This is a genomic window from Stutzerimonas stutzeri (assembly GCF_000935215.1).
GTDB lineage: Bacteria > Pseudomonadota > Gammaproteobacteria > Pseudomonadales > Pseudomonadaceae > Stutzerimonas.
Genome location: NZ_JXXD01000004.1, coordinates 14,779 through 39,200 on the forward strand (window position 1 = coordinate 14,779; position 24,422 = coordinate 39,200).

Annotated in this window: 25 protein-coding genes and 2 pseudogenes; 11 read left to right on the top strand and 16 right to left on the bottom strand. The window is 65.3% G+C overall.

The annotated features are described in order from the left end of the window. Window positions 1-218: 218 nt before the first annotated feature. The 8 genes from yghX to LO50_RS00520 form a co-directional block, all read right to left on the bottom strand. The gene (gene yghX / locus LO50_RS00485) at window positions 219-1,106 is read right to left on the bottom strand and encodes a YghX family hydrolase (protein ID WP_044313756.1); all 888 of its coding nucleotides are present in this window, start codon (window positions 1,104-1,106) and stop codon (window positions 219-221) included. A 114-nt stretch (window positions 1,107-1,220) separates the two neighbouring features. After that, complete coding sequence (locus tag LO50_RS00490) at window positions 1,221-2,204, bottom strand: ribonuclease Z (protein WP_044313757.1); 984 nt, start codon at window positions 2,202-2,204, stop codon at window positions 1,221-1,223. Window positions 2,205-2,347: 143 nt separating this feature from the next. Next, window positions 2,348-3,511: an acetyltransferase domain-containing protein gene (locus tag LO50_RS00495; protein WP_044313758.1), complete on the bottom strand. Its 1,164-nt coding sequence runs from the start codon at window positions 3,509-3,511 to the stop codon at window positions 2,348-2,350. A 142-nt stretch (window positions 3,512-3,653) separates the two neighbouring features. After that, window positions 3,654-4,073: a VOC family protein gene (locus LO50_RS00500; protein WP_041013269.1), complete on the bottom strand. Its 420-nt coding sequence runs from the start codon at window positions 4,071-4,073 to the stop codon at window positions 3,654-3,656. Window positions 4,074-4,089: 16 nt separating this feature from the next. Further along, a complete protein-coding gene (locus LO50_RS00505; protein WP_044313759.1) occupies window positions 4,090-4,509 on the bottom strand; it encodes a YciI family protein in 420 nt (139 codons plus the stop codon). Between the two features lie 120 nt (window positions 4,510-4,629). Next, complete coding sequence (locus LO50_RS00510; RefSeq protein ID WP_044313760.1) at window positions 4,630-5,379, bottom strand: CPBP family intramembrane glutamic endopeptidase; 750 nt, start codon at window positions 5,377-5,379, stop codon at window positions 4,630-4,632. Window position 5,380: 1 nt separating this feature from the next. Beyond that, complete coding sequence (locus tag LO50_RS00515; protein WP_014821166.1) at window positions 5,381-5,935, bottom strand: COG3904 family protein; 555 nt, start codon at window positions 5,933-5,935, stop codon at window positions 5,381-5,383. A 98-nt stretch (window positions 5,936-6,033) separates the two neighbouring features. After that, window positions 6,034-7,284 (bottom strand): M20/M25/M40 family metallo-hydrolase, encoded by a 1,251-nt coding sequence (locus LO50_RS00520; RefSeq protein WP_044313761.1) that lies wholly within the window; start codon window positions 7,282-7,284, stop codon window positions 6,034-6,036. 137 nt (window positions 7,285-7,421) lie between these two features. Between LO50_RS00520 and LO50_RS00525 the strand changes: the two genes are divergently transcribed. The 4 genes from LO50_RS00525 (at window position 7,422) to LO50_RS00540 (ending at window position 10,349) form a co-directional block, all read left to right on the top strand. Then, window positions 7,422-7,865, top strand: coding sequence for an HIT family protein (locus LO50_RS00525; protein ID WP_044313762.1), 444 nt, complete (start codon window positions 7,422-7,424; stop codon window positions 7,863-7,865). A 108-nt stretch (window positions 7,866-7,973) separates the two neighbouring features. After that, a complete protein-coding gene (locus LO50_RS00530) occupies window positions 7,974-8,954 on the top strand; it encodes an ABC transporter substrate-binding protein (protein WP_173425574.1) in 981 nt (326 codons plus the stop codon). Then, a complete protein-coding gene (locus tag LO50_RS00535; protein ID WP_044313764.1) occupies window positions 8,951-9,712 on the top strand; it encodes an ABC transporter permease in 762 nt (253 codons plus the stop codon). The genes LO50_RS00530 and LO50_RS00535 overlap by 4 nt, the downstream gene beginning before the upstream one ends. Further along, the gene (locus LO50_RS00540; protein ID WP_044313774.1) at window positions 9,705-10,349 is read left to right on the top strand and encodes an ABC transporter ATP-binding protein; all 645 of its coding nucleotides are present in this window, start codon (window positions 9,705-9,707) and stop codon (window positions 10,347-10,349) included. Before LO50_RS00535 ends, LO50_RS00540 begins: the two co-directional genes overlap by 8 nt. A gap of 7 nt (window positions 10,350-10,356) precedes the next feature. Here the strand turns inward: LO50_RS00540 and LO50_RS00545 are convergent, their stop codons facing one another. Together LO50_RS00545 and LO50_RS00550 are read right to left on the bottom strand one after the other, a co-directional pair. Further along, on the bottom strand, window positions 10,357-11,622 hold the full coding sequence (locus tag LO50_RS00545) for a DUF445 domain-containing protein (RefSeq protein WP_044313765.1): 1,266 nt from the start codon (window positions 11,620-11,622) through the stop codon (window positions 10,357-10,359). A gap of 299 nt (window positions 11,623-11,921) precedes the next feature. Next, complete coding sequence (locus LO50_RS00550; RefSeq protein ID WP_014821159.1) at window positions 11,922-12,323, bottom strand: hypothetical protein; 402 nt, start codon at window positions 12,321-12,323, stop codon at window positions 11,922-11,924. A 227-nt stretch (window positions 12,324-12,550) separates the two neighbouring features. On the opposite strand from LO50_RS00550, the gene LO50_RS00555 reads away from it, so the two are divergent. From LO50_RS00555 to LO50_RS00565, 3 genes are all read left to right on the top strand, one after another. Continuing rightward, entirely contained in the window at window positions 12,551-12,739 is a 189-nt protein-coding gene (locus LO50_RS00555; RefSeq protein ID WP_014821158.1) for a hypothetical protein, read from the top strand. Window positions 12,740-12,778: 39 nt separating this feature from the next. Then, entirely contained in the window at window positions 12,779-12,988 is a 210-nt protein-coding gene (locus tag LO50_RS00560) for a hypothetical protein (RefSeq protein ID WP_014821157.1), read from the top strand. A gap of 241 nt (window positions 12,989-13,229) precedes the next feature. Beyond that, window positions 13,230-13,817: a LysE family translocator gene (locus LO50_RS00565; RefSeq protein WP_044313766.1), complete on the top strand. Its 588-nt coding sequence runs from the start codon at window positions 13,230-13,232 to the stop codon at window positions 13,815-13,817. On the opposite strand, the gene LO50_RS00570 is transcribed toward LO50_RS00565, so the two are convergent. Further along, window positions 13,803-14,654 carry an AraC family transcriptional regulator gene (locus LO50_RS00570; RefSeq protein WP_044313767.1) on the bottom strand — a complete coding sequence of 284 codons (852 nt, stop codon included), beginning with the start codon at window positions 14,652-14,654 and terminating at the stop codon, window positions 13,803-13,805. The two genes, LO50_RS00565 and LO50_RS00570, sit on opposite strands and share 15 nt — an antisense overlap. A gap of 113 nt (window positions 14,655-14,767) precedes the next feature. Here LO50_RS00570 and LO50_RS00575 point away from each other — a divergent pair, with 113 nt between their 5' ends. Beyond that, window positions 14,768-15,193, top strand: coding sequence for a 3-isopropylmalate dehydratase (locus LO50_RS00575; protein ID WP_044313768.1), 426 nt, complete (start codon window positions 14,768-14,770; stop codon window positions 15,191-15,193). A gap of 34 nt (window positions 15,194-15,227) precedes the next feature. Here the strand turns inward: LO50_RS00575 and LO50_RS00580 are convergent, their stop codons facing one another. Then, window positions 15,228-15,578: a DUF6746 family protein gene (locus LO50_RS00580; RefSeq protein ID WP_044313769.1), complete on the bottom strand. Its 351-nt coding sequence runs from the start codon at window positions 15,576-15,578 to the stop codon at window positions 15,228-15,230. A 472-nt stretch (window positions 15,579-16,050) separates the two neighbouring features. On the opposite strand from LO50_RS00580, the gene LO50_RS00585 reads away from it, so the two are divergent. Continuing rightward, window positions 16,051-17,670 (top strand): methyl-accepting chemotaxis protein, encoded by a 1,620-nt coding sequence (locus LO50_RS00585; protein ID WP_044313770.1) that lies wholly within the window; start codon window positions 16,051-16,053, stop codon window positions 17,668-17,670. Window positions 17,671-17,789: 119 nt separating this feature from the next. Beyond that, on the top strand, window positions 17,790-18,803 hold the full coding sequence (locus LO50_RS00590) for an alpha/beta fold hydrolase (RefSeq protein ID WP_044313771.1): 1,014 nt from the start codon (window positions 17,790-17,792) through the stop codon (window positions 18,801-18,803). Window positions 18,804-18,809: 6 nt separating this feature from the next. On the opposite strand, the gene LO50_RS00595 is transcribed toward LO50_RS00590, so the two are convergent. After that, window positions 18,810-19,757, bottom strand: a complete 948-nt coding sequence (locus LO50_RS00595; protein ID WP_044313772.1) for an alpha/beta hydrolase — start codon at window positions 19,755-19,757, stop codon at window positions 18,810-18,812. Window positions 19,758-19,888: 131 nt separating this feature from the next. Next, window positions 19,889-21,115, bottom strand: a complete 1,227-nt coding sequence (locus tag LO50_RS00600; RefSeq protein ID WP_044313773.1) for an MFS transporter — start codon at window positions 21,113-21,115, stop codon at window positions 19,889-19,891. Between the two features lie 375 nt (window positions 21,116-21,490). Between LO50_RS00600 and LO50_RS00605 the strand changes: the two are divergent. After that, window positions 21,491-23,512 (top strand): annotated as a pseudogene (locus LO50_RS00605) (methyl-accepting chemotaxis protein). 53 nt (window positions 23,513-23,565) lie between these two features. Here LO50_RS00605 and LO50_RS00610 read toward each other — a convergent pair. After that, window positions 23,566-23,916, bottom strand: a complete 351-nt coding sequence (locus tag LO50_RS00610; RefSeq protein ID WP_014821149.1) for a DUF3147 family protein — start codon at window positions 23,914-23,916, stop codon at window positions 23,566-23,568. Window positions 23,917-23,989: 73 nt separating this feature from the next. Then, window positions 23,990-24,422, bottom strand: a pseudogene (locus LO50_RS00615) (transmembrane anchor protein); the annotation flags it as partial.

The following is a 24,422-nucleotide window of genomic DNA, read 5'->3' on the forward strand; positions in this document are numbered from 1 at the left end:
GGCTTTCCTGAGCGGTGCGGACCACATAGCAGTACTGGTCTTTTACGTAAACGTCAACATGCAGTGGCGGATGTATCGACAGTGTGCTGCAGCCTTCGGGCAGACAATGCAGCCGAAACCCGCACTGATGCGCGGCACAACGCGCGGGCGTTCTGGAGGCAAATCAGGTCAGCGCAGGGTTGGAGACTGGCGGTATGGCCCGCTACGGCAGGAGCGCATCAGCTCAGATAACGCTGGAACCAGGCGATGGTGCGTTGCCAGGCCAGCTCAGCCGCCTGCTCGTCGTAGCGCGGGGTGCTGTCGTTGTGAAAGCCATGCTGGGTGCCCGGGTAGATGTAGGCCTCGTAGTGCTTGCCGGCCGCCTTGAGTGCGGCTTCATAGGCGGGCCAGGTTTCGTTGACGCGCTCGTCGTGCTCGGCGAACTGGAACAGCAGCGGCGCCTGGATTTTTTCGACATCCGCCGGATTGGCCTGGCGCCCGTAGAACGGCACCGCCGCCGCCAGCTCCGGGTATGCGACTGCCGCCGCATTGGCCACGCCACCGCCATAGCAGAAGCCGGTGATACCGACCTTTTCTGTGGTGGCTTCGTGGGCCATCAGCCATTCGATGGCGGCGAAGAAGTCGTTCATCAGTTTCTGCGGATCGACTGCGGCCTGCAGTTCGCGGCCCTTGTCGTCGTTGCCGGGATAGCCGCCGACCGAACTCAGCCCGTCCGGTGCAAGGGCGACGAAACCGGCCTTGGCCACGCGCCGTGCGACGTCTTCGATGTAGGGGTTGAGGCCGCGATTCTCGTGGACGACAACGATGCCTGGCACCTTGCCCTCGGCCTTGGCCGGACGGACCAGGTAGGCGCGCACCTCACCGTGGCCGTTGGGCGATGGGTAGCTGACGTATTCGGCGATGATGTCCGGATCGGTGAAGGCGACCTGCTGGGCCAACGCATAGTTGGGCGTGAGCGCATCGAGTACCGCCACGGCGGTCATGCTGCACAGCGTGAAGGCCGCTGCGCGGTCGAGGAATTCCCGGCGGCTGAGCTTGCCGTGGACGTAGAAGTCGTAGAGCTCGAGCAGTTCGGGGGCGAAGTCTTTCGCGGTAAGACGTTCCATCGGCGGCTCCGTCGAGTATCGAAAGCGATGCTGGGTGTTTGCGCTGACAGCGGGTGCAGCAGCCAGTGTAGTCAGCCGGGCTGCAGGCGCTGCGTTTTCAGACGATCTTACGGTTCAGCGCGGCGGGCGTGGGCGAGGTGGCTCGACGGGCGTCAGCTGGCCGTCCTTGCCGAGGTGCAGGCGCATGAAGTCTTCGGCAAGCAGCAGCTTACCGGCGTAAAGGGCGCTGGCTTCGGCGCACAGGTCGTCGATCGAGTGACCACGCCCGGCGTTCTTCTGATAGCGCGCGCTGAAGTGGGTCAGCACAAGATTCGGCAGGCCGACCGTTTGCGCAAAGCGCGCCACCGATGCCGCCGTGCTGTGGCCAAAGTCATTGCGCGCGTCGTTGGCCACCGCTTCGGTGTAGGTCGCCTCGTGCACCAGCAACTGGGCGCCGCGGCAGGCGTCGGCAAGCAGTTCGGGACGATCATTGTCGCCGCCGATGACGATGCGTTGCGGCGCACGGCTGAAGCTCAGGTAGTCGTCGCTGCTCAGTTTCCGGCCTTCGTGCTCGACATCGAAGCCGCGCGCCAGCTGGCCCCAGAGCGGGCCGCGGGGCACGCCGTCGCGCTCGAGGCGGTCGATGTCCAGCCGCGGATCAGGCCGGGCCTCGGTGAAGCTGTAGCCGTAGCAGGGCACACGGTGGGACAGGGCGGTGGCCTCGATGCGCATGTTCAGGTTGCGCCACTCGCCCAGCGATTCGACCGCGTGAAAGTCGAGGTCGTAGCCCAGCCAGCTCTGGCTCATCTCCAGCGTGGCGCGCACCCAGCTTTCGATGCCCTGCGGCGCGATGATCGTCAGCGCGGCCTTGCGTCCCATCATTCCGGCGCTGGCGAGCAGGCCGGGCAGGCCGTAGCAGTGGTCGCCATGTACATGGGTTATGCAGATGGCGCGCAGGTCGTGCAGCGACAGCGGCGTGCGCAACAGCCGGTGCTGGGTGCCTTCGCCGCAGTCGATCAGGTACCAGCTCTTGCCAGTATCTTCCAGCAAGGCCAGGGCGGTGACATTGCGCGCGCGGGTGGGGGTGCCGGATGAAGTGCCGAGAAATAACAGATCCACGCCGCCGTTCCTTCCTGCCGTTCAACTGATCCGCGAAAGGTTGAGCCTTTGCCGGCGCCGCTGCAATTGCATTTTTGCGACGCCGCGGCCCTGACCGGCTGTCTGGCCGAGCGCCGCGGACCTCGCACTGTCGCAAGGCCGCTTCAGAGGTACTTCAGCCAGGCAATGTCCCTGCGCCGTGTCTTGAGTTCGGCGAACCAGCGCACCGCCGGGAACAGCAGCACCGCCAGCGCCAGGGTGCACAGCCACAGCGGCCACACCGCATCGAAGCCGAAGTGATTGCCGCGGTTCAGACCCCAGATCGCCACGGCGGCGATATAGAGCAGCTTCAGCACGTACAGGTGCAGCAGGTAGAAGAACATCGGTGCCGCACCGAATACGGTCAGCGGTCGCAGCCAAGTGCGGCCCTGCTTGCGTTCGAAGTAACGCAGGAGCAGCAGGCCGCAACCCAGTGTCAGGCACAGGAACAGCAGCGACGGCGGGTATTTGGTGACGTTGAGCAGGCTCATCAGCGTGCGCAGGCCGTCCTCGCCGACGACCCAGGGCTGTTCGCCGTAGCTGTTGATCAGCCGCAGCAGAACAAAGGTCAGCAGGGCGCCTTGAGCCCAGCCGCCCAGGTAGCGCTGGCGTCGCTCGGGGTCGGCGTTTCTGGCGAACCAGGGCCCGACAGCGTAGCCAAGGGCGATCACGCCGATCCACGGCAGCAGCGGATAGGAAGTGCGCAGCCGCAGGTTTTCCGAAACCTCGATCCAGCCGCGGTCGTGCAGGATGGCCCAGGGGACGTGCAACGCTGAGTCTGCGGAGAACTGCAGCGGGTCGAGCAGGTTGTGGCTGCCAATGATCACTAGTCCCAGCACGATCAGCGCAGGGCGCGGCAGCCAAAGCAGCGCCGAGAGCGCCAGCATGCTCAGGCCGATCGCCCAGATCACTTGCAGATAGATCACCTGCGGCGGGAACTGGAACGTCCAGGCGAAGTTGACCAGGGTGAATTCGAGCGCCACCAGGAACAGCCCTCGTTTGAGCAGAAAGCTCGACACTGCACGGCGGTCCTGGTGCTTTTCGCCATAAAGAAAGGCCGACAGGCCGGTCAGGAAGATGAATACCGGCGCGCAGAGATGTGCCAGGGTGCGGCTGAAGAACAACGCCGGCTCGGTGACCGCCACGTCCATCGGGTCGGGCACCTGCATATGCAGCAGGAAGGTTTCGCGGACATGGTCCAGCAGCATGAACAGGATCACCAGGCCGCGCAGCGCGTCGATGGATTGCAGACGCGCCGCGACTGGCGGAGTGAAATCGGGGGAGGGCATGAGCGGCTCACAGCTGGATGATCGCAATGCAGGCGCAGACTCGCTGCGCCCGCCGAAAGGTGCGATACGTTATAACAAAAGTCGCTGCCTCTCCAGATGCGAATCAACCACGATAGTCCCCGGCGTAAAAGGGCTGAATGGTTCAGCCCTGCTCGCAGTTAACCATCCACGACACGCCGAAGCGGTCGGTGAGCATGCCGAAACGCTCGGCCCAGAAGGTTTTCTCCAGCGGCATGATCACCGTGCCGCCCTCGGCCAGTGCGGCGAACAGCTTTTCGCTTTCGTCCACGCTGGTCGGATGCAGGGAAACCGAGCAACCCTTGATGCCTTCGTACGGCCCGCCACCACAGGTGTCGGGCAAGGAGTCGGAGGCCATCAGCACACCATCGCCGAGGTTCAGGCAGGCGTGCATGATCCGCTCGCGGTACTCGGCGGGAAACTGCTCGGCATCCGGCGCCTGGGCAAAGGTCATCATTTCCAGCGTGCCGCCCAGCACATCCTTGTAGAAGGTGAACGCTTCGCGGGTGGTGCCGTCGAGGGTGAGGTAGGTGGTGATCTTCATTGCTTGCTCCTTGCGGTCATTGATTGAGTTGCGCGCGCAGGCGGTCTTCCTGCTCGCGCAGTTCGGGGGTGAACTCGGCGCCGAAGTCTTCCGCTTCGAATATCTGGCGAATCTCGATTTCCGAATCGCCGATGGCCGACTGCGGGCAACGCTTGACCCAGTCGACGGCCTCCTGCAACGAGGCGGTCTGGAACAGCCAGTAGCCAGCGATCAGCTCGCGGGTTTCGGCGAACGGGCCGTCGGTGACGCTGCACTGGCCGCCGTTGAAACGGAGGCGCGCGCCCTTGTGGCTGGGGTGCAGGCCCTCGCCGCCGAGCAGCACGCCGGCATTGGCCAGGTCTTCGTTGTAGCGGCCCATCGCCGTGAGAACGTCCTCGCTGGGCATCTCGCCGGCTTCGGTTTGTGGGGTGGCCTTGATCATCACCATGAAACGCATCGGTGGACTCCTTCAGTGGAATGGAAAGAGCCTAGACGGGCATACGGCAATTTCCGCCGGCTCCGATCATTGGTCGAACGGGCGCGGTAGGAATCGACAGGTCTTTGAGAAATTCTTTGCTCAGGGCAGCGGATAGGTCAGCAGAAGCAGATGCAGGCTGTTGACCGCACCGTGCAGAAGCACCGCGACCCACAGGCGATCACCGGAGTAATGGAAGGCCAGGCCGTAGCCCAGACCTGCCAGCGTGGCGAGCCCGGCGAAACCGAAGCCGGCCGGAAGGTGCGCGGCGCCGAACAGGGCAGTCGCCAGGCCGATGCCGGCGACCACACCGAAGCGTCCGACCAGTTCACGCTGCAGCAGGCCGCGAAAGATCAGCTCTTCGACCAGGCAGGTGATGCCCAGGTTGATCAGCAGCCAGGGCAGGAACAGCGCCGGCCCTTTCGGTTGCCAGCCCAGCACGCCAGAGGCCAGCGCCAGCAGTGGGACGAGAATCAGGCAGGCGCCTGACGCAAGCAGGGTGAGTCTGATCGAGCGCCAATCCGTTCGTGGCTGGCCCAGCCACCAGGCCAGCAGCAGTGCCGCGACCATCGCCTTGTCCGGGCTGATGCGCAATTGCCAGGGCGAGGCACCGCCCAGATCCTGCGGTGGGCCGAGCGGCAGCGGGCTGAAGCCGGGCAGCAGATGTGCGGCGAGCAACAGGGCGCCGAGCAGCGTACCGAACAGCCACGGCGAGTTGGGGATGTGCGGCTGAGCGACAAGCCAGCCAGCGAATAGCAGAACGGCCAGCGCGCCAACCGGCTCAATCATGCCGAGGGCCAGGCCGAGTGATAGCGCGACGACCGGAATGCAGTAGTGCAGCCTGCGAATCACACTATTGCAGCCGATAACGCGCGAGCTCCTTTGGCGTGAGCACGCGCATGCGCCACGGTTCGATCAGCTGCATGTCGTCCGCCAGCCGCGTATTGACGCCCATGTCCCGCAAGTAGATGCGTGGTGCGCGGTGTGGTCGCTGGCTGATGGACTGCGCCGACTCACCATTGGCGACGTAGGGCCGATGCAGGCCGACATAGCCGCGCACGGTGCGCTGCCGTCCCGCCGCCAGCAGGTAGATGCAACTGCCCTGGCAGACCGCGGTCGCCGGCACCAGGGCGTCGAAGCCCGTCTCGCGCAGCAGATAGCCCATGCGCATGGCTTCCGCTGCGCTGCCGCCGATGTTGTCGAGGATCAGCAGCTTGCGCGCGTGTTTGCCAGGGTGGGCCATGATGCCCTTGAGCAGCGCCTCGTAGTCACCCGGCGCAATCTGTTCGGTAACGCGCGCGACCAGCACCAGGCCCTGATCTTCATGTTCCAGCGGCAGCACCTCGACCTTGGCGTGGGCAGTGCAGGCGAACAGCGCCAGTGCGCAGAGGGTGACGAAGCGAAGCATCGAGCGGGCAGTCCTGAAATGGGAGGTGGCGAAGATACCCGCAGCGCCGGCTTTCGCCTACTGCGACCTTCGCCCCTCGCTCGGGCCTGGATAGCGTGTCAGCGTGCGGCGTCTTCGGCGGACAATGCGCGAATCATCGCCGTCGTCAGATACAGCCGCGGCGCGATGCTCGACAGCTCGATGTACTCATCTTCCGAATGCAGCCCGGCGCCGACCACACCCATGGTTTCCAGCACGGCCGGCTTGTCGCTGTCCGGCACGTAGGCGTAGCCGGCGTCGGTGCCGAAGCGCATGGCGATCCGCTCGATACGCTGGTCGATCTCGCCGTACAGGCGCTGCGCGGTCTCGGCCAGGCGCTCCGATGCGGGATTCTTCGCCAGTGGTGGACGGCCCTTGTCGACGCGCAGCTCGACGCGGGTGTCGTCGATCAGCTTGTTCTCGATGATCTTCTGCGCATCGGCGAGCACGCGTTGGGTCTCGCTGATATCGGAGTAGCGCATGTCTGCTTCGGCGGTCGCCTTGTTCGGGATGATGTTGCGCTTCTCACCGCCGGCGATCATGGTCCAGCTGACCGTGGTGCCCTTGTCCGGATCGCCCAGGTCCTTGAGCTGCACCAGCTGGTGCGCCAGTTCCAGCACGGCGTTGCGACCTTCCTCAGGTGCGGAACCGGCGTGGGAGGATTTGCCCTTCACCTCCAGCATCACCGCATTGATGCCATTGGTGGCGGTGGTCACCGCATCGCGGTCCGGCGGCTCGTAGGAGAAGACGTAATCATGCTTGCGGGCCAGTTCGGCGATGATCTTCTTCGAGCCCGCCGAACCCATTTCCTCATCCGGGTTGAGCAGTACGGTGATCGTGCCGTAGGCGTCGAACTGCTGCGCCTTGAGCAGCTCCAGCGCGTGCAGAATCATCGCCACGCCACCCTTGGCATCGGCCACGCCGGGGCCGTAGGCGCGTTGCTCGTCCATGCGGAACGGGCGCTCCGCGGCGGTGCCTTCGGCGAACACCGTGTCGTAATGCACCATCAGCAGGAAGTCCCTGCTGCCAGTGCCCTTGAGCGTGCCGACGATGTTGTAGCCGGCCGATGGCGTCGCGGGGCTGGTGCTGACCTCGGCACCCAGCGCCTGCAGGCGCTCGACCAGCATCTGGCTGACCGTGGTCAGGCCCTCGGCCTGGCCAGTGCCGGTATCCACCGCCACCAGCTTTTTGACGGTGTCGATATAGGCGCTCTGTTCGGCCTTGGCCTGCTCGAGCAACTCGGCAGGTTTGATGTCGGCGGCCATGGCAGACAGTGAAGACAGGCAAAGCGCGACTGCAGCAGCAATCGGGGCGACGGCGCGTACGTGCATCGGAATAACCTCGGATCGCGGGGGTGATGAGCTTGAGAGCGCGGCCAGGCCCGCAACGTTCCGAAGCATCGCCGCACGGGTCGCAGCCGCGCGGAGAATGCTAATGTCTGCCTTTTCCACTTGCCGGAGAACTCCAGGTGTCCCTGACCACGCCCTACGATCCGCAGAACATCTTCGCCCAGATCATTCGCGGCGATGCGCCTTGTTACAAGCTCTACGAGGATAACGACGTACTGGCCTTCCTCGACCTGTTCCCGCAGTCCTTCGGCCACACGCTGGTGATTCCCAAGCGCTCGGCGGCCTGCAACATCCTCGATGTGGATACCGAAGCGCTGGCCAAGGTCATGGCCGTGGTGCAGAAGCTCACCCGTGTGATCGTCGACGAGCTGCAGCCGGATGGCGTGCAGGTCGCGCAGTTCAATGGTGCGCCGGCGGGGCAGACGGTGTTCCACATCCACGTGCATATCGTGCCGCGCTACTCGGGCGAGGGGCTCGGCATTCATGCCGCCGGCAAGGCCGATCCGGCCGATCTGGAAAAGCTCCAGGCGCGCTTGCAGCAGCGTATCGCCACGCAGGGCTGAGCCAGGCTGCGATGTAGTGGCGGGGTCAAGCCCGCTGCGACCATCGCAGCAACCAACAGACACCAAAGTACAATTCGTGCCCGCCTGGGGGCTTCGTACCCTGCGGGCATGATGCTTTCATTGCCGTTCCTCACCCCGTTCGTTCTGCGCACTCGCCGTGCGCTGTTGGCGCTTGTATTGCTGCCCCTGTGGGCACAGGCGCAGGAGCTGCCGGTGCTGACCCTCAGCGTGCTGCAGTTCGGCACGCCGCACTGGGAGCTCAAGCATCTCAAGCGTCAGGGGCTGGACCGTGCCAACGGTTTCGAGCTGAAGGTGCGGCTGGTGGCCGATGTGCCGGCCTCGCGGCTGGCATTGACCAGCGGCAGCGTCGACGGCGCGGTGAGCGATCTGCTCTGGGCGCAGGCGCGTTACCAGGCCGGCACGGCCTATCGCTACGTACCTTTCTCCTCCCAGATCGGTGAGGTGCTGGTGCCCGAGGGCAGCGCCATCCGCACGCTGGCCGACCTGCGCGGCAAGCGCATCGGCGTCGCCGGCGGGCCGGACGGGCTGGGCTGGCAGTTGCTGCAGCATGCCGCGGCCCAGGACGGAATCGATCTGGCCAAACAGGCGACTGTTCAATACGCCGCACCGCCCCTGCTCAGCCAGGCGCTGCGCCGCGGTCAGGTAGATGCGCTGCTGACCTTCTGGCACTTCTCCGCGCGCATGCGTGGCGAGGGTGGAGTGCAGGTGGCGTTCGGTCTTGATGATCTGCTCCGATCATTGGAGCTTGATCCGCACCTGCCGGTGCTCGGCTATCTGTTCTCCGAATCCTGGGCCGTCGAGCATGAGGCGCTGCTGCAGCGTTTCGCCATGGCGTTGGGCCAGACCAAGCACGAGCTCGCCAGCGAGCCCGCGCACTGGCAGGCGCTGCGGCCGCTGATGCGTGCCGACGAGGATGGCGTGTTCGCCGCGCTGCGTGACAGTTTCCTCGCCGGCATCCCGCAGCCGCTGGATGAGCCGCGTATCGCCGACCTGCAGCGACTGTTGACCCTCCCCGGCGCCGATCCGGCGAAACTGATGCCGACCGCGTCGTTCCAGAGCACGCCATGAACGGCTCGCGCTGGGCCTGCTGGATCGCCCTGCCATGCGCGGTGGCACTCTGGACGCTGATTGCGCTGGGCGTGCAGACGCCGCTGCTGCCGAGTCCGGCCGCCGTGCTCGACACCTTCTGGCAGGCCACGCAGAGCGGTGAACTGCCCGAACATCTGCTGGTAACCCTGCGCCGCGTGCTGTTCGCCTTCGTATTGGCGATGGCGCTGGGCACGCTGCTCGGCGTGTGGATGGGCAGGTCGCGGCTGGCCAATGCCGTGCTCGATCCGCTGCTGGTGCTGTTTCTCAACCTGCCGGCACTGGTCACCATCATCCTGCTCTATGTCTGGTTCGGCCTAGTGGAAGCCGCGGCGGTGCTGGCGGTGGTGATCAACAAGGTGCCGAACGTGGCTGTCACCGTGCGCGAGGGCGCCCGCAGTATCGATCCCAAGCTGGAACAGATGGCCCTGGTCTACCGCTTCACCCGCTGGCAGCGGATCAGGCATGTCTGGCTGCCGCAGCTGTTTCCCTACCTGATGGCCGCCACCCGCGGTGGGCTGGCGCTGATCTGGAAGATCGTGCTGGTGGTCGAGCTGCTCGGGCGCTCGGATGGCATCGGCTTTCAACTGCATATGGCCTTTCAGGTGTTCGACGTGGCGAGCATCCTCGCCTACAGCCTGGCGTTCATCGCCGTGGTCCAGCTGATCGAACTGGCGCTGTTGCAGCCGCTGGAGCGTCGCGCATCGTCCTGGCGCGAAGCGGGTGTACGCCATGCTTGAGCTGCGCCTGGATGGCCGTCATCCCGTGCTGGGCGTGATCGATGCGCAGGTGCGCGAAGGCGATCGCATCTGTCTGCTCGGGCCGTCCGGTGTCGGCAAGACGACGCTGCTCAACGGCATCGCCGGGCTCGATCCGCAGCTGCGGCCGATGATCGAGCAGCGCGCCGGCTTGCGCGTCGGCTACCTGTTTCAGGAGCATCGCCTGTTGCCCTGGCGCACGGTGCGACAGAACCTGGCGCTGGTCGGCGCGAGCGCGGCGGACATCGAGCGGCTGCTGGCCGAGGTCGGGCTGAGTGGCGCGGCCGATAGCCTGCCGGATCAGCTCTCGCTGGGCATGGCGCGCAGGGCGGCACTGGCGCGCTGCCTGGCGATCAAGCCGGATCTGTTGCTGCTCGACGAACCCTTCGCCTCGCTGGATGCCGAGCGCGCCGCCGAACTGCGCGGCCTGATCGCCCGCCTGCTGGATCAGCACCCGGCCATGGCGATGATCTGCGTGACCCACGATCCGCGCGATGCCGACGATCTGGCCAATCGCCTGTGGTACCTGAGCGGTGTCCCGGCGAAATTGCGCTGCGATGAGCCGTCCGGCAGCCCCGTCAATCTCAGCGAACTGAGCGAGCGCCAGCGCCGCGCCTGAGCGGCATTCAGCCGGCCAGCAGCTGCGTCAGCGCGTGTAGCGCCAGACCGACCAGCCCGCCGACCAGCGTGCCATTGATACGGATGTATTGCAGATCCTTGCCGACGCTCTGCTCCAACTGCTCGACCAGCTCACGGCTTTCCCAGTTTTCCACTCGCTGCGCGATATAGGCGCCTATCTGCGCGCGGTAGCGCTCCAGCAGGCCGGGTGCGGCGGCCAGCAGTTGCTCGTTGATCCAGTTGCGCATGGAATCGTCAGCGGCCAGGCCGTCGCCGAGGCCGCGACAGAGGCTGACGATGCGTCGGCCGATGCGTGAATCGTCGCTGGCCAGGTCGCTTTCCAGCCAGGCCGTGAGTTCCTGCCAGAGATTGCCGAAATAGGCGCTGGTGGCGGGGTGCTCGAGGAGCTGCGCGAGAATGCGCTCGACCTCCAGGGCGTATTGCGGGTCCTGCTCCAGGCGCTCGATGTATTCACTGACGTGTTCGTCGAAGCGCTGGCGGATCAGGTGCTCCGGGTCGGCGGCGATCTCGGCGATCAGCGCTGACAGGCCGTCGACGAACTTGTTCGCCGACCAGCCGCTCACCGGCCGGCTCAGGCCGAGGTAGCGCAGCGTGCGGATTTCCCGGCTGATGGCGTCGGCGACCAGCGCGCGGGTTTCCTCGTCCTGCATGATCGAATCGAGGCGGATCAGCAACTCATCGAGCATCGCCTGATGCCGGCCCTGGCTGGTCAGTACGCGCAAGGCCTGGGCCAGCGGTGCGGAGAGGTCGAACTTGCGCAGCCGCGTGGTCACCTTGGCCTCGACGAAGGCGCGCACGCGCTCGTCGTGCAGCGCGGCGATGCCGAAATGCGCGACGCCGGTGAGCCGGCGGCCGACCGCCTCGGCATTGCTCGGATGGCGTAGCCAGCCGGCCAGGCGCGAGGCGATGTCGAGTTCCTGCAGCTTGGCCAGCACCAGCGGCGTGGCGAGGAAATGGGTGGTGATGAAACTGGACAGGTTCTGGCCGATGCGCGCCTTGCTGCGCGGGATGATCGCCGTGTGCGGGATCGGTAGACCCAGCGGGTGGCGGAACAGGGCGGTGACGGCAAACCAGTCGGCAATTGCGCCGATCATGGCGGCTTCGGCGAACGAGGCGACGTAGCCCCAGGCCGGATGGCTGGCTTCGAAGCGTGTCGCGACGATGTAGAGCAGGGCGGCCAGTAGCAACAGAAGGCCGGCGACCAGCTTCATGCGCGAAACCGGTGACTGCCAGGCGCTGATCATGGAACGCATGCAGGTCCTCGTCGTGTGGGCGAATGGAATCTCTAGGGGGTAGACAGCGAAGCAGGGCGATGAGGTCGGCGCTTGAATGAAACGCATGATGATGCGGATCGTCAGGCGGTTGGGCTAGCTGGGCTGAAACTTGCCTGCAGGATGGATTCGTACGGCGGCCTGGACCAGGCCGGTGCTGCTGCTTGAGACGGCACGGCTGCGCCGAGGTCCACCCGACGGACTCTGCTGAATCGCCGGGTGGATGTCGCTTCGCGCATCCACCGGAACACGTCCGGTGGAATGTAATCGCCGGAGGTGGATCAGACCTCGTCGTCCTCTTCCTCGCGGATCAGCACGTACTGGCCTTCGGCATCGTTCAGGCAGTCCCAGACGTAGAACATCGATACCTGGCCCGGGCTTTCCGTGACGGCGGCGTAGTCGCCGGGCACGGCTGTGAAGTAGACGCCGGAGTCGGGCGCTGCCTGGCAGGCGATGCGGGCGACGACGAAGGCTTCCGGCGCGGTGCCGTCGAAGTAGTCGTCACGGTCCTTGGCATCCCATTCGGCTGGCGCTTCAAAGGGGCCGCTGATGACGATGCGCGCGTCACCAAGATCCTGCTCTTCCGCTTCCTCGTCGTATTCGTCGGGGCGGTACAGGGTGCATTCCAGGGCTTCCGGGTTTTCGAGAATGGCCGCGCGGGATTGTGGGGTGAGTGTCTGCATGGAATCTCCGACTGCGGTTGGGTGTGAGGGGGCAGTGTGGTGGAGCGGCTCGGGCAGTGCAATCGGTTGCATGGTCGCGCCCGCCGATAGTGGCACGGGATCGGTCGGGCAATCCTGCGGCGGCGCCACGGCAGCCTTCGGACCGCCGGTGCCGTGCGGTTCGAACGTCGCGTGGTTTGTCGCCTCCAATCGATATCAGTCATCCACCCGCGACAGCCGAGGCAACCATGAAGGCAGATGACCAGCAGGCAGGCGATGAGCCTGATGTGACCATGACCGATGGAGGCGAAAAGAACGCCGGCGAAGACCCGGACTACGACGACCAGCCTTCGCCGCTGGACGATCCTGACGAGCCTGAGACGCTGCCGGACGATCCGGACATCCAGGGAGAAGACGGTTCCGGCGAGCCGAGCTGACCCATCCGCCCACGACAATCGCCGCCCAGAGGAGTCACCATGAACATTTATCAGGTCAGGCCCACCGAAATGGGCTGGGAGCTGGAAGACCAGCAAACCCAGAAAACCGTGCTGCGAACCCTCACCAAGGACGAGATGTACAGCGCGCTGGATGCCTACATGGACGGCCGCGCCGCGTCGGTCGAGGTATTCGGCCGCGATGGCGAGCTGGAGGAAGCGCGTCCCTATCCGGGGAGCCATCACCTGTAGATATAGCCGCCTGTTTGGTAAGTTCAGTCGGGCAATTTCGGCGCCCATGGCCCCGATACTGTGTTGCCGCTCCTTGCCGTAGCCCGCTATGACTCGCCGGGGCGCCTTGTCTCGGAGCCCTGTTCATCCGAACTTGCCTCAACCAACTCACTACACAGGCCACTAGGGCAATTTCCTTCAATACCATGCCCTGTCGGGCCCATAGCCTGCCCACCATCTTCCACTGGTAAGCAGAGTACTCATGGACCCCTATCTCTCGATGGCTGCGTTCGCCCTGGCCTCGTCGATCACTCCTGGCCCGGTCAACCTGGTCGCGCTCAACTGTGGCGTGCGTTTCGGCTTTCGCGCCAGTGCTCGGCACATCACCGGCGCAACTGTCGGTTTCACCCTGTTGCTGTTGCTGATCGGCCTCGGGCTTTACGAGCTGCTTGAGCGGGCGCCGATTCTGATGCGTGGCATCCAGTGGGGCGGGGTCGCCTTCCTGCTCTACATGGCCTGGAGGCTTGCAGTCGATGATGGCCGTCTGGAACCCGCTGCGGCCGGCAATGGCCCGTCGCTGCTCGACGGCGCGCTGATGCAATGGCTCAATCCAAAGGCCTGGCTGGCGTCAGTGGCGGGCATGGGGCTGTTCGCGGCGAATGGCGATGTGCTGCGGGTCTGGCTGTTCGCCGGCCTGTATTTCGTCATCTGTTATGGCTCGATTGCCTGCTGGGCCGGAGCTGGCGCCTTTCTCAGCCGCTATCTGCAGGAGTCGGGGCGGGTGCGCTGGCTCAATCGAGCGATGGCGGTGTTGCTGGCAGGCAGTGCGTTCTATCTAGTGGCGAGCTGAGCCCGGCGCGATGCGATCCCGGTACTGCCCGGGCGTCGCCGCCAGCTGACGTTTGAAGGTTCGCTGGAAGTGCGCCTGGTCCGCAAAACCGGCGGCCAGCGCCACCTCGGCGAGGTCATGACCCTGGCGCAGCCAGTGCTGGCTGCGCTGGATGCGACGGTTGAGCAGATAGGCATGCGGGGTCATGCCGTAGTGCTGCCTGAAGGTGCGGATCAGATAGGACGGCGACAGCGCGGCTGCCTGGCAGATGTCTTCCAGACGCAGCGCCTGGGTACAGTGTTCGGCAATGTAGTCGGCCGCCCGTCGCAGCTGTTCGACGGGCTCTGCGCCCGGGCTGGCGGCTGCCGGGGCAAGGGTCTGCTGCAGCAGCGTGAAGTACTCGACCGCCGCGCTCTGCCGCTGCAGCGTGTCCGCCTGCGGGGCGAGCAGGGTGGCGTACAGCCTGGTCAGCCCGGTGAACAACGCCGGGTCGAGGCTCTGGATCGGCGTGTAGGGAATGAAGCGGCCGTCGGCGCTGACGCCCAGTTCATGCTGCAGCGCCCCCAGCCAGCCCGTGTCGACGTAGAACATCAGGTACGACCAGGGTTGGCCGTCGATGGGGTTGCAGGCATGCACCGTTTGCGGATTGATGATCACCACGGCGCCGCGGGCGATCCGCTGGCGTGCCGTGCCGTTGAAGTAGGTGCTGGCGCCGGCGGTGATCGCTCCGATGGAAAAGGTCTCGTGACAGTGCGGCGCATAGCAGACCTTGCGCCCGTCGGCGACGGCACGCGCTTCGAGGAACGGCAGGGCCGGGTCGCGCCAGAAGCGGGGTTGGTCGTCGTCCGGGTTATTCACGTTGCGCCTGCCGTCATCGATACGAAACTGGGGTCTGACTCTAGCAATCATCCGCCGCTCTGGCATGCTCGATCGTCCGGCTCGCCGCTTCGTCTTCCGAACAAGGAGTTCACATGCGCCCGTTGCTTGTCTTCACCGCACTGCTTTCGCTGGCCGGCTGCTCGTCCTGGCAGCCCGACGCCGAGGATATCGAGCCGGTGCCGGCCGAGCGGGTGCTGGCCTACCAGCAGCCGCTGGACAACGCCGGCGAGGTGGTGGTGACGCGGGACTTCGGCCTGCGTGGTGGCGGTTGCTACATCGCCGTGCTGATCGATCGCCAGCTGGCGGCGCGCATTCATGTCGGTGAGGTGGTGCGCTTCCAGGTGCCGGCCGGTGCGCGGATCGTCAGCATCGGCACCGATCCGCTGGATGACACCCTGTGCGGCAAGCTCAGCCTGCGCCGCGAGAAGCTGGCGCAGGTGCAGGCGGGGCAGGTGTTGGAGTACCGCGTCATCAGCGACAACCGCATCGGCTTCGATATCGTGCCGGTCGAACGCTGATCGCCCGGCGTAACGGGCGACGGGACGAGCTCGGTTACTTGATCACTGTCCGCGCGGTCTTCAGGTAGTCGGCGCCGTAGCTCTTCAGGTCGTCGGCATTCTCGGCTTCCGAGGCGATGTGGATCTCTTCCAGCGTGTCGTTCAGGCCATCCATTTCCTCGACGATCTTTTCCAGGGCCGCTTTCAACGTGTAGGTCAGTTCGTGGATCTGCGCCATGTTCTCCGGTGTCTGCTCCTGCGCCAGGGCCTGGTCGAGGCGGGTGTTGTATTCGGAGAATTGCTTCACCGCCTCGGCCAAGTTGCTAGGTGGCGGTGCCTCGGCGAAGGCATGGTTGGCGACGATGGTGGTCAGCGCCAGAGCGGCGGTCCGGATAAGCGTTTTCACGACAGGTCCCTTGCTGAATTTGGTCGGGCGCGAAGGTATCACCTGCGGGTACTGACGCTGTGTAGTAGCGCACAGTCTGCGCTGCGCCATTAGTCGCATGCCGCGTCGCACGGCAGGGCTGGCCCGGGAAATTCATCGGCGGTGCAGACTTCATCACTGTCGCTCCTGCAAGGCCGCAGCCGCTGCTGAGTTGAACTGCCCGGCCGCTCTGGCACGCACCTTGCGATGATTTTTCATTAAAGAGCGACCATGCTTGGCCGATATGATCTCGCGTGCTGGCATTCCGCCTGTCCTCGGCAGGCGTCTGTAGACCCAACAACAAGATCACGCTCCCGCTTCCTCTTCCGCGATTCGCGTCCTGCAACAGGACCACGCGGCACGTCCCTCGCCCGACGCGCCGGTTCGACCGTTATGCCTCACTTTTGCCAATTTGCCGCTCCTCACGAACGGCACGCCATATGGAAAAGAACGAATGATGCAGCAACTGACAATCCGTGCCCGCCTGCTGATTCTGGTCGGGGCCATGCTTGCGGCCTGCCTGGTGATCGGGCTGACCGGGCTCAATGCCCAGCAGCGCAGCGTCGCCGGGCTCAATACCGTGTACCTGGATCGCGTCTTGCCGCTGCGTGACCTCAAGCTGATCGCCGACCTGTACGCGGTGAAGATCGTCGATACCACCCACAAGACTCGCAGCGGCATGCTCAGCTACGGCCAGGCGCGTGACGAGGTGCGCAATGCCCGCGCCGAGATCAACCGTCTCTGGAGTGCGTACCTGAACACCCGACTGGTTGACGCCGAGCGACTGATCGCGACGCGCATCGAAACCCTGATGAAGGCCGCGGACGAACCACTCGATGCGCTCGAGCGTACGCTGGACCGGCACAGCGAAAAGCGGCTGGCGGCGTTCGTCATCAACGATCTGTATCCGCTGATCGATCCCATATCCGAAGGCTTTACCCAGCTGATTGAGCTGCAACTGGGCGAGGCCAAGGCCGAGTACGAACAGGCGCAGGCGCTCTATCAGCGTAATCGCCTGTTGAACATCGGCCTGTTGCTGGCGCTGCTGGTGGGCGGCGGTCTGTTCGCCACGGTGATGTTGCGCAGCATCAGCCGGCCGCTGGAGGAGTTGAAGCAGGCCGCGGCATCGGTGGCAGCGGGTGATTTGAGTCGCACCATCGAGTGTCGCGGCAAGGACGAAATCACCGAGGTGCAGCAGTCGATCCGTCAGATGCAGCGCACCCTGCGCGATACGCTGCAGGACATCCAGGGCTCGGCAACCCAGCTGGCGTCGGCTGCCGAGGAGCTGCACGCGGTCACCCAGCACACCGCCCAGGGCATCCATCAGCAGAACGAGGAAGTGCAGATGGCCGCCACCGCGGTCACCGAGATGTCCGCCGCGGTGGACGAAGTGGCCGGCAACGCCAACCGCACCTCCGATGCTTCGCGCGATGCCGAGACGGTCGCCGACGACGGACGCCGCCAGGTGACTGCCACGCGGCAGACCATCGACCAGCTGAGCGACAAGCTGCAGCAGACCGCGGCCACCGTGACCCACCTGGCCCAAGAGGCTGCGAGCATCGGACAGGTGGTGGATGTGATTCGCGCGATCGCCGACCAGACCAATCTGCTCGCGCTCAACGCCGCCATCGAGGCCGCGCGGGCCGGCGAAGCTGGACGTGGATTCGCGGTGGTCGCCGACGAGGTGCGTAACCTCGCGCAGCGCACGCAGAGCTCGACCCAGGAGATTGAACGCATGATCGGCGCGATCCAGAGCGCTACCGAGCAATCGGTGCGCGACATGCAGCAGAGCAGTGAATTCGCTACGCGCAGCCAGACCATGGCCGGCGAAGCGGATCAGGCGCTGGGGCTGATCGCCGAGCGTGTCGGGCAGATCAACGAGATGAACCTGGTGATCGCCAGCGCCGCCGAGGAACAGGCCCAGGTCGCGCGGGAGGTGGATCGCAACCTGGTGGCCATCCGCGACATCTCAGAGCAGAGCGCCACCGGCGCGCAGCAGACCTCGGTGGCCAGCGACGAGCTGGCGCGCCTGGCGACGCAGCTCAACCAGCTGGTCGGGCGCTTCCGTCTGTAAGCGAAGAGATGGGCTGACGCGGTCGGGACATGCATTGTCGCAATCCGACCGCGAACCCGGCTGCACGAATGCATTCCTATGTACGGAGCTTCCCTATTCGTACCGAACAGGAGTCGCGCGTGAAAACAGCCGTGTCCGCCCTGGCGCTTGCCGCCGGTCTAACCCTGAGCCTGCCGCTGCTGGCCGAAAGCCGCCCCGCCTACGGCCCGCAGCTGGAAGGCTTCAGCTATCCGCACCCGCTCAAGCACTACCGTTTCGAGTCCCAGGGCAAGGCGCTGGAAATGGCCTTCATGGACGTCGAGCCGCAGGGCAAGGCGAACGGCCGCACGGCGCTGTTGCTGCATGGCAAGAACTTCTGCGGGGCGACCTGGGAGCGCACCATCGAGGTGCTCAGCCAGGCCGGTTACCGGGTCATCGCTCCCGATCAGGTCGGTTTCTGCAGCTCGAGCAAGCCCGAGGGTTACCAGTTCAGCTTCGCCCAGCTGGCGCACAACACCCAGGCGCTGCTGGAGCAGGAGAGCATCGAGCAGGTCACCGTGATCGGCCATTCCATGGGCGGCATGCTGGCGGCGCGACTGGCGCTGAACTACCCACAGCGAGTCGAGCAGCTGGTACTGGTCAACCCCATCGGTCTGGAAGACTGGCAGGCTGAAGGCGTGCCGTACGCCTCGATCGATCAGCTCTATCAGTCGGAACTCAAGACCGATTTCGACAGCATCAAGGCCTACCAGCAGAAGTTCTATTACAACGGCAGCTGGAAGGCGGAGTACGACCGTTGGGTCGGCATGCTCGCCGGAATGTATGCCGGGGACGGCAAGGAACAGGTCGCATGGAACCAGGCACAGACCTCGGAGATGGTCTTTACCCAGCCGGTGATCCATGAGTTTTCGCGGGTCAGGACGCCGGCCTTGCTGCTGATCGGCGGGCTGGATCGCACCGCACCGGGCGCCAACCGTGCGCCGCAGGATGTCGCCAAGCGCCTGGGCAACTATCCCGAGCTGGGCCGCCAGGCTGCCGCGATGATTCCCGACGCCAAGCTGGTGGCCTTCCCCGATCTGGGGCATTCGCCCCAGGTCGAGGCGCCGGAAGCGTTTCACCGTGCCTTGCTCGAAGGGTTGGAGGCCAAGCGCTAAGGCTGGCTAGCCGCGCTCCGCTGCTTTTGCCTGCGGCGGCTGCGCGGCACCCAGGCGCTGCTCGCCGGATTCCAGCAGCGCCTGCAGCGCCCGGCCATAGGCGCCGAGCGCCACGCGCAGGCTGTTGTTGTGGGTGGCGCCTTCGACCAGCAGCAATTGCTTGGGTTGGCGCGCAGCCTGATACAGCTGCTCGCTGAAGCGCGGCGGCACATAGCGGTCATCAGTGCCATGCACCACCAGCAGCGGCATGCCGATCTGGTCGATCTTCTCCAGCGAATCGAACTTCTGCGACAGCAGCCAGCGCACCGGCAGCGTGGTGTCGGACACGGCTGTCGCCACGTCGGCCAGCGAGGTGAAGGTCGACTCGATGATCAGCGCGCGCGCCTCGGCCGGTACGTTGTCGCGCTCGGCCTGCTGCCCGAGTTCGGCGGCCAGGTCGACAGCCACCGCGCCGCCGAGGGAATGCCCGTAGATGAAGCGCTTGCCGGCGTCCGGCTGCAGCGTCTTCAGGCGCTCCCAGCCGATGCGCGCGTCGGCATAGACGCTGCGTTCCGACGGCAGATCGCCAAGGCTCTGGCCGAAGCCGCGGTAGTCGATGGCCAGCACCGAGAAGCCCAGCGCGCGCAGCTGTTCCAGACGAAAAAGGTGGCCGGTGAGGTTCCAGCGCACGCCGTGCAGGTAGAGCAGGGCGGGTGCATCGGCGTTGGCGGCCGGCCACCACCAGGCATGAATGTTCTGCTCGTCACCGAACGCGGAATCGGTCAGCTGCAGCTCCTCGACGCCACGCGGCAGGCCGCTGAACCAGGACGCGGTGCCCGGTTCGATACGGAACACCAGCTCACGCTCTTTCTGTTCGAGCACCGAACAGCCGACCGGCAGGCCAACGGCGAACAGGGTAATCAGCAGCAGGCAGAGCCGCCGGGCTTTGCTGCGGAACAGGAAGAAGTGCTGCAAGGTCAGGGTCTCGAAATCAGGAATCGTAGATAGGACCCGCTTGCCGAATGATCTGCAAGGCGGGCCATCGCTTCACTGATTACTGCATGTTGCGCGCCATTGTCGTCACGAGCGGACGGCCGGCTTCGGCCTCAGGAGCAGCAGGTCGCCTGCCCGGCATCGGCGTCCTGTACCGCGCGCTCGATCTTCCAGGCCCAGGCGAACACCAGCAGACCGCCAACGGCGGTAGCCGCGCCGATATAGCCGGTGGATGTCCAGCCGAAACCGGCGGTGATCGCCAGCCCGCCCAGCCACGGACCAAGGGCGTTGGCGATGTTGAAGGCGGCATGATTGGACGCCGCGGCGAGGGTCTGCGCATCCGCGGCGACATCCATCAGGTGGGTCTGCAGCGCTGGCGACAGCGACACCATGGTGCCCACCGCGAATACCGCCGGAAAGATCGTCCACACCGAGTGCGCGGCCAGCGGGAATACCAGCAGCACCAGCGCGCTCCACAGTAGCAGCCAGGCGACCGCCTTGAAGCGCAGCCGATCGAACAGCCAGCCGCCGACCAGATTGCCGACAATGCCGCCAAGGCCGAACGCGGCGAGGGCAAACGGAATCCAGCCGGCGCTAACGCCGGTGACGTTCAGCAACGTCGGCGCCATGTAGCTGAACACACAGAACATGCCGGCGAAGCCGATCGAGCTGATCGCCAGCGCCAGCCAGACCTGCGGCCGATTGAACGCGCGGATTTCGTGCAGCGGGCTGTTGCGCGGTTCGTTGCGGTTCGGCGGCAGGAACAGCGCCACCAGCAGCACCGTCAGCAGGGCGATGGCACCAACCAGGGCGAACGCATAGCGCCAGCTCGCCCATTGCCCGAGCCAGGTGGCCAGCGGGTTGCCGATCAGGATCGCCACGGTCAGCCCCATCAGCACGCGGGCAACGGCCTGGGCGCGTTTGTCCGGCGGCACCATGGAGGCAGCCACCAGCATTGCCACGCCGAAATAGGCACCGTGGGGCAGGCCGGTGACGAAGCGAAAGATCATCAGCGTCGAGTAATCCGGCGCCAGGGCGCTGGCGAAGTTGCCCAAGGCGAAGAAACCCATCAGCAACAGCAGCAGGTGCCGGCGGAACAGCCGTGAGCCGAGGATCGCCAGTAACGGTGCGCCCACCACCACGCCCAGGGCGTAGGTGCTGATCACGTTGCCGACCTGGGGTTCGCTGATGCCCAGCCCCTCGGCCACGTCAGGCATCAGGCCCATGATGGCGAACTCACCGGTGCCGATGGCGAAGCCACCCATGGCCAGCGCCAGCTCGAGCAGCAGCACGGCGCGGGCGGAAAGGGGCTGAGTCGCTGCGGTGGCTGGCGCCGTCATGGTTACCTCGTTGCGTCGAAAAGGGGCGGCATTATTCACGCTGGTTCGCGCAGGTAAAGCCCTACCGCCAAAGAAGGAGATGCACTGGGTGTTTGGGAGTGCTTCAGCCCGGGGGAGTTCGCCCGTCCCGAACGGAAATTCACGGGGCCTGCCGCAGCCAACAGGCCCATCCGGATGGATGGTCGACTGGCGCCGTTTTCCTGGCTCTCGTTCTTGATCGTGGTCACGGTGACCGCCCGGTCGGCTCCGTATTTTGCGCGGCAACTCCCGCGCGTTCGGTTGCCACTCTCAGTCTGGCTTAGCCAGGCGCCGCGTCCGGAGTGCCACGACGTCGAGCGGCGCCGTGGAGTGCCACGTCACGTCAGGACATGTCCCATGAAATTGCTGTTTTCCCCCGCCGAACTGTTGATGAACCGGCTCAGCTATCCGATCAAGTTCGGTGTGCTGGGGCTGCTGGTCTTCCTTGCCTTCGCCAGCCTGATGCTGACCCTCGCCGGCCAGCTCAACCGCACCATCGAGCGAGCGGAGAGCGAGCTGGTCGCCACAGCGCTGGCGCGCCCCTTGTCGAGCCTGATTGAGCTGACCCAGCAGCATCGCGGCGTGTCCGCCATGCTGCTCGGCGGCAACACGGCCATGGCGGATCGGCGCTCCGCCCTGCAAACCCGTGTCGATACCGCCCTGGTGGAGATGAGCCAGGCACTGGCCGAGGACAAGCGCGACACGCGCGAGTGGCAGGCGATCGGTCGAGACTGGGATGGCATCAAGCGGGCCGTGCAGAGCTGGTCCCAGCCGCAAAGCTATGACGCGCACACCGCGCTGATCGCCCAACTACTGGACTTCCAGACCCAGGTGGCGGACGCCTACGGCCTGACCTTCGATCCCGAGCCGCAGACCTATTACCTGATGACCACCGCGGTTAGCCGCATGCCGTTTCTGATCGAGCGGCTGGGCCGCCTGCGCGGTAGTGCGTCGGCGATACTGGCCAGGGGCGAGATGAGCGAGCCGCAACGCACTGCGCTGATTGTGCTGACCGAGCAAATCAAGTCGGCGACCCAGGACATGGAGCGCAGTATCGACAAGGTGGTTGCCGAGCGGCCGGAACTCCAGCCGCCGTTGAGCCGCGCCGTCGCCACCATGCGCGAACTTGGCCTGGTGATCGATGCGGTGGTGCAGGACATGGTGGTGCGTGCTGACTTCAGCAGCACCTCGTCAGCGCAGTTCTTCGACATGACCACCGAGGCGATCAGAATCGGCTATGCGCAGATGCGCGACGTGCTGCTGCCAAGCCTGGACGGCCTGCTCGAACAGCGTATCGAGGACGCCCGAAAGGTGCTGCTCGGCAACCTGACCGTGCTGCTGGTGGTGCTGGCGGTGATCGGCTATCTCTCGGTGGGTGCCTATCTGTCGGTGATGGCCAGCATCCGCAGCCTGCGCGCCGGCAGCGAGCGGCTCGCCGCTGGCGATCTGACAACCCATATCGATCTGGCTGCGCGCGACGAGCTGCGCTTCGTCGCCGGCAGCTTCAACGACATGGCCGACGCCATGCGCGGGCTGATCGGCAGCATCAAGAACAACTCCGACCATGTCGCCGACTCGGCGCGCAGCCTGGTTACCGCCTCGGGGCAGATCCATGTCGCCTCGCAGTGCCAGAGCGACGCCGCGTCGAGCATGGCGGCGGCGGTCGAAGAAATGACCGTCGGCATCGAGAGCATCGCGCGCAACGCGGGCGAGGCCGATGCACTGGCGCATCGCTCTGGCGAACTGTCGCGTCAGGGCGGTGAGATCGTCGCCGCGGTGGTCGATGAAATCAGCCAGATCGCCGTATAGGTGGGCGACTCGGCGCGTACTGTGGCCGAGCTGGGCGAACGCTCCGGGCAGATCTCGGCCATCGTCGGGGTGATCGGTGACATCGCCGCACAGACCAATCTGCTGGCGCTGAATGCGGCGATCGAAGCGGCGCGGGCCGGTGACCAGGGGCGCGGCTTCGCCGTGGTGGCCGATGAGGTGCGCAAGCTGGCCGAGCGTACCGCCAATTCCACCAAGGAGATCGCGCAGATGGTTGCGGCCATCCAGCAAGGCACAGAGGGCGCGGTACATGGCATGGAGCAGGGTGTGGTGCGAGTCAATGAGGGCGTCGCACGCGCGCAACGGGCCGGCGAGGCCATGGGTGGCATTCGTGAGGCGGCCAATCAGGTGCTGTCCACCGTGGCGGAGATCTCCAATGCCTTGCGCGAGCAGAGCGCGGCGTCCGCCGAGATCGCCCAGCAGGTGACCACCATTGCGCGCATGGCCGAGGAGAGCGGTGAGGCGGTAGGCAGCAATCACCACACTGCCAGCCGCCTCAGCGACCTTGCTGGCACCCTGCTGGACAACGTCAGCCGCTTCAAGGCGAGTTGAGCACGTGTGCAGCGACGGCGCCACGTGGCGCCGTCGGCCTTAACGCCAGGCGGTCACAGCAGCTCTATGCCGAAGGGGCGCATGAGCAGCGCGAACAGCCCGAAACAGACGACCGTGATGCCTGCGCTGGCCAGCAGTGCCAGCCAGAACCCCAGCCGTGGCAGCAGCAGCGGGAACGCCAGGAACATCGGCAGGGTCGGCAGGACATACCAGAAGGTATGCCAGGCGTGGTTGGCGATCTTCTCCGGCGATTGCTTCTCCAGGTACAGCCAGATCAGCGTGAGGAGGGTGATGAGCGGCAGCGCGGCAATGAAGCCGCCGAGCTTGTCGCTACGCTTGGCCACCTCCGATACCAGCACGACCATGGCAGCGGTCAGCGCGTATTTGGTGATGATCCAGGACATGGGTTTCTCCCGTACGAGCCGCAGCCCTGGCCGAGTTTGGCCAGTGCTGCGGTGGTTACGCCGAACACGAAACTCAGAACACCTGTTCGATGGTGATGTATTCGCCATCGGTGCGCAGGGTGAGTTTCACCGTCTCGTTGGTGCGGTTTCGCCAGAACCAGCCGTGCTTGCCGTCGAACGCGGCGACCAGTTCACCCTGCAGCTCAGGCGCATTCTTGCCCTTGCCATAGCCATGGTAGAAGCCCTTCGGTGCCTTGTAGGGATCGCCGTGGGTGTCGTAGTTGAGGCGCCCGCCATTGGCCGTCCAGTGGAAATTCGCCTTGGCGCCTTCCTTCATTTCCAGCTTGATCTCGGTGGCCTGGTTGGGCTTGAGTGTCAGGTTCACCTCGTGCTGCTGGGTGGCGACTTTTGGTGGCTCCGGTTGCGCAGGCGTTGGCGCCGCCGCCGGGGCTGGCTCGGCCTGTGCCGCCACCGGTTCATCCTTGTCCGGCTTAGTTGCGGCAGGT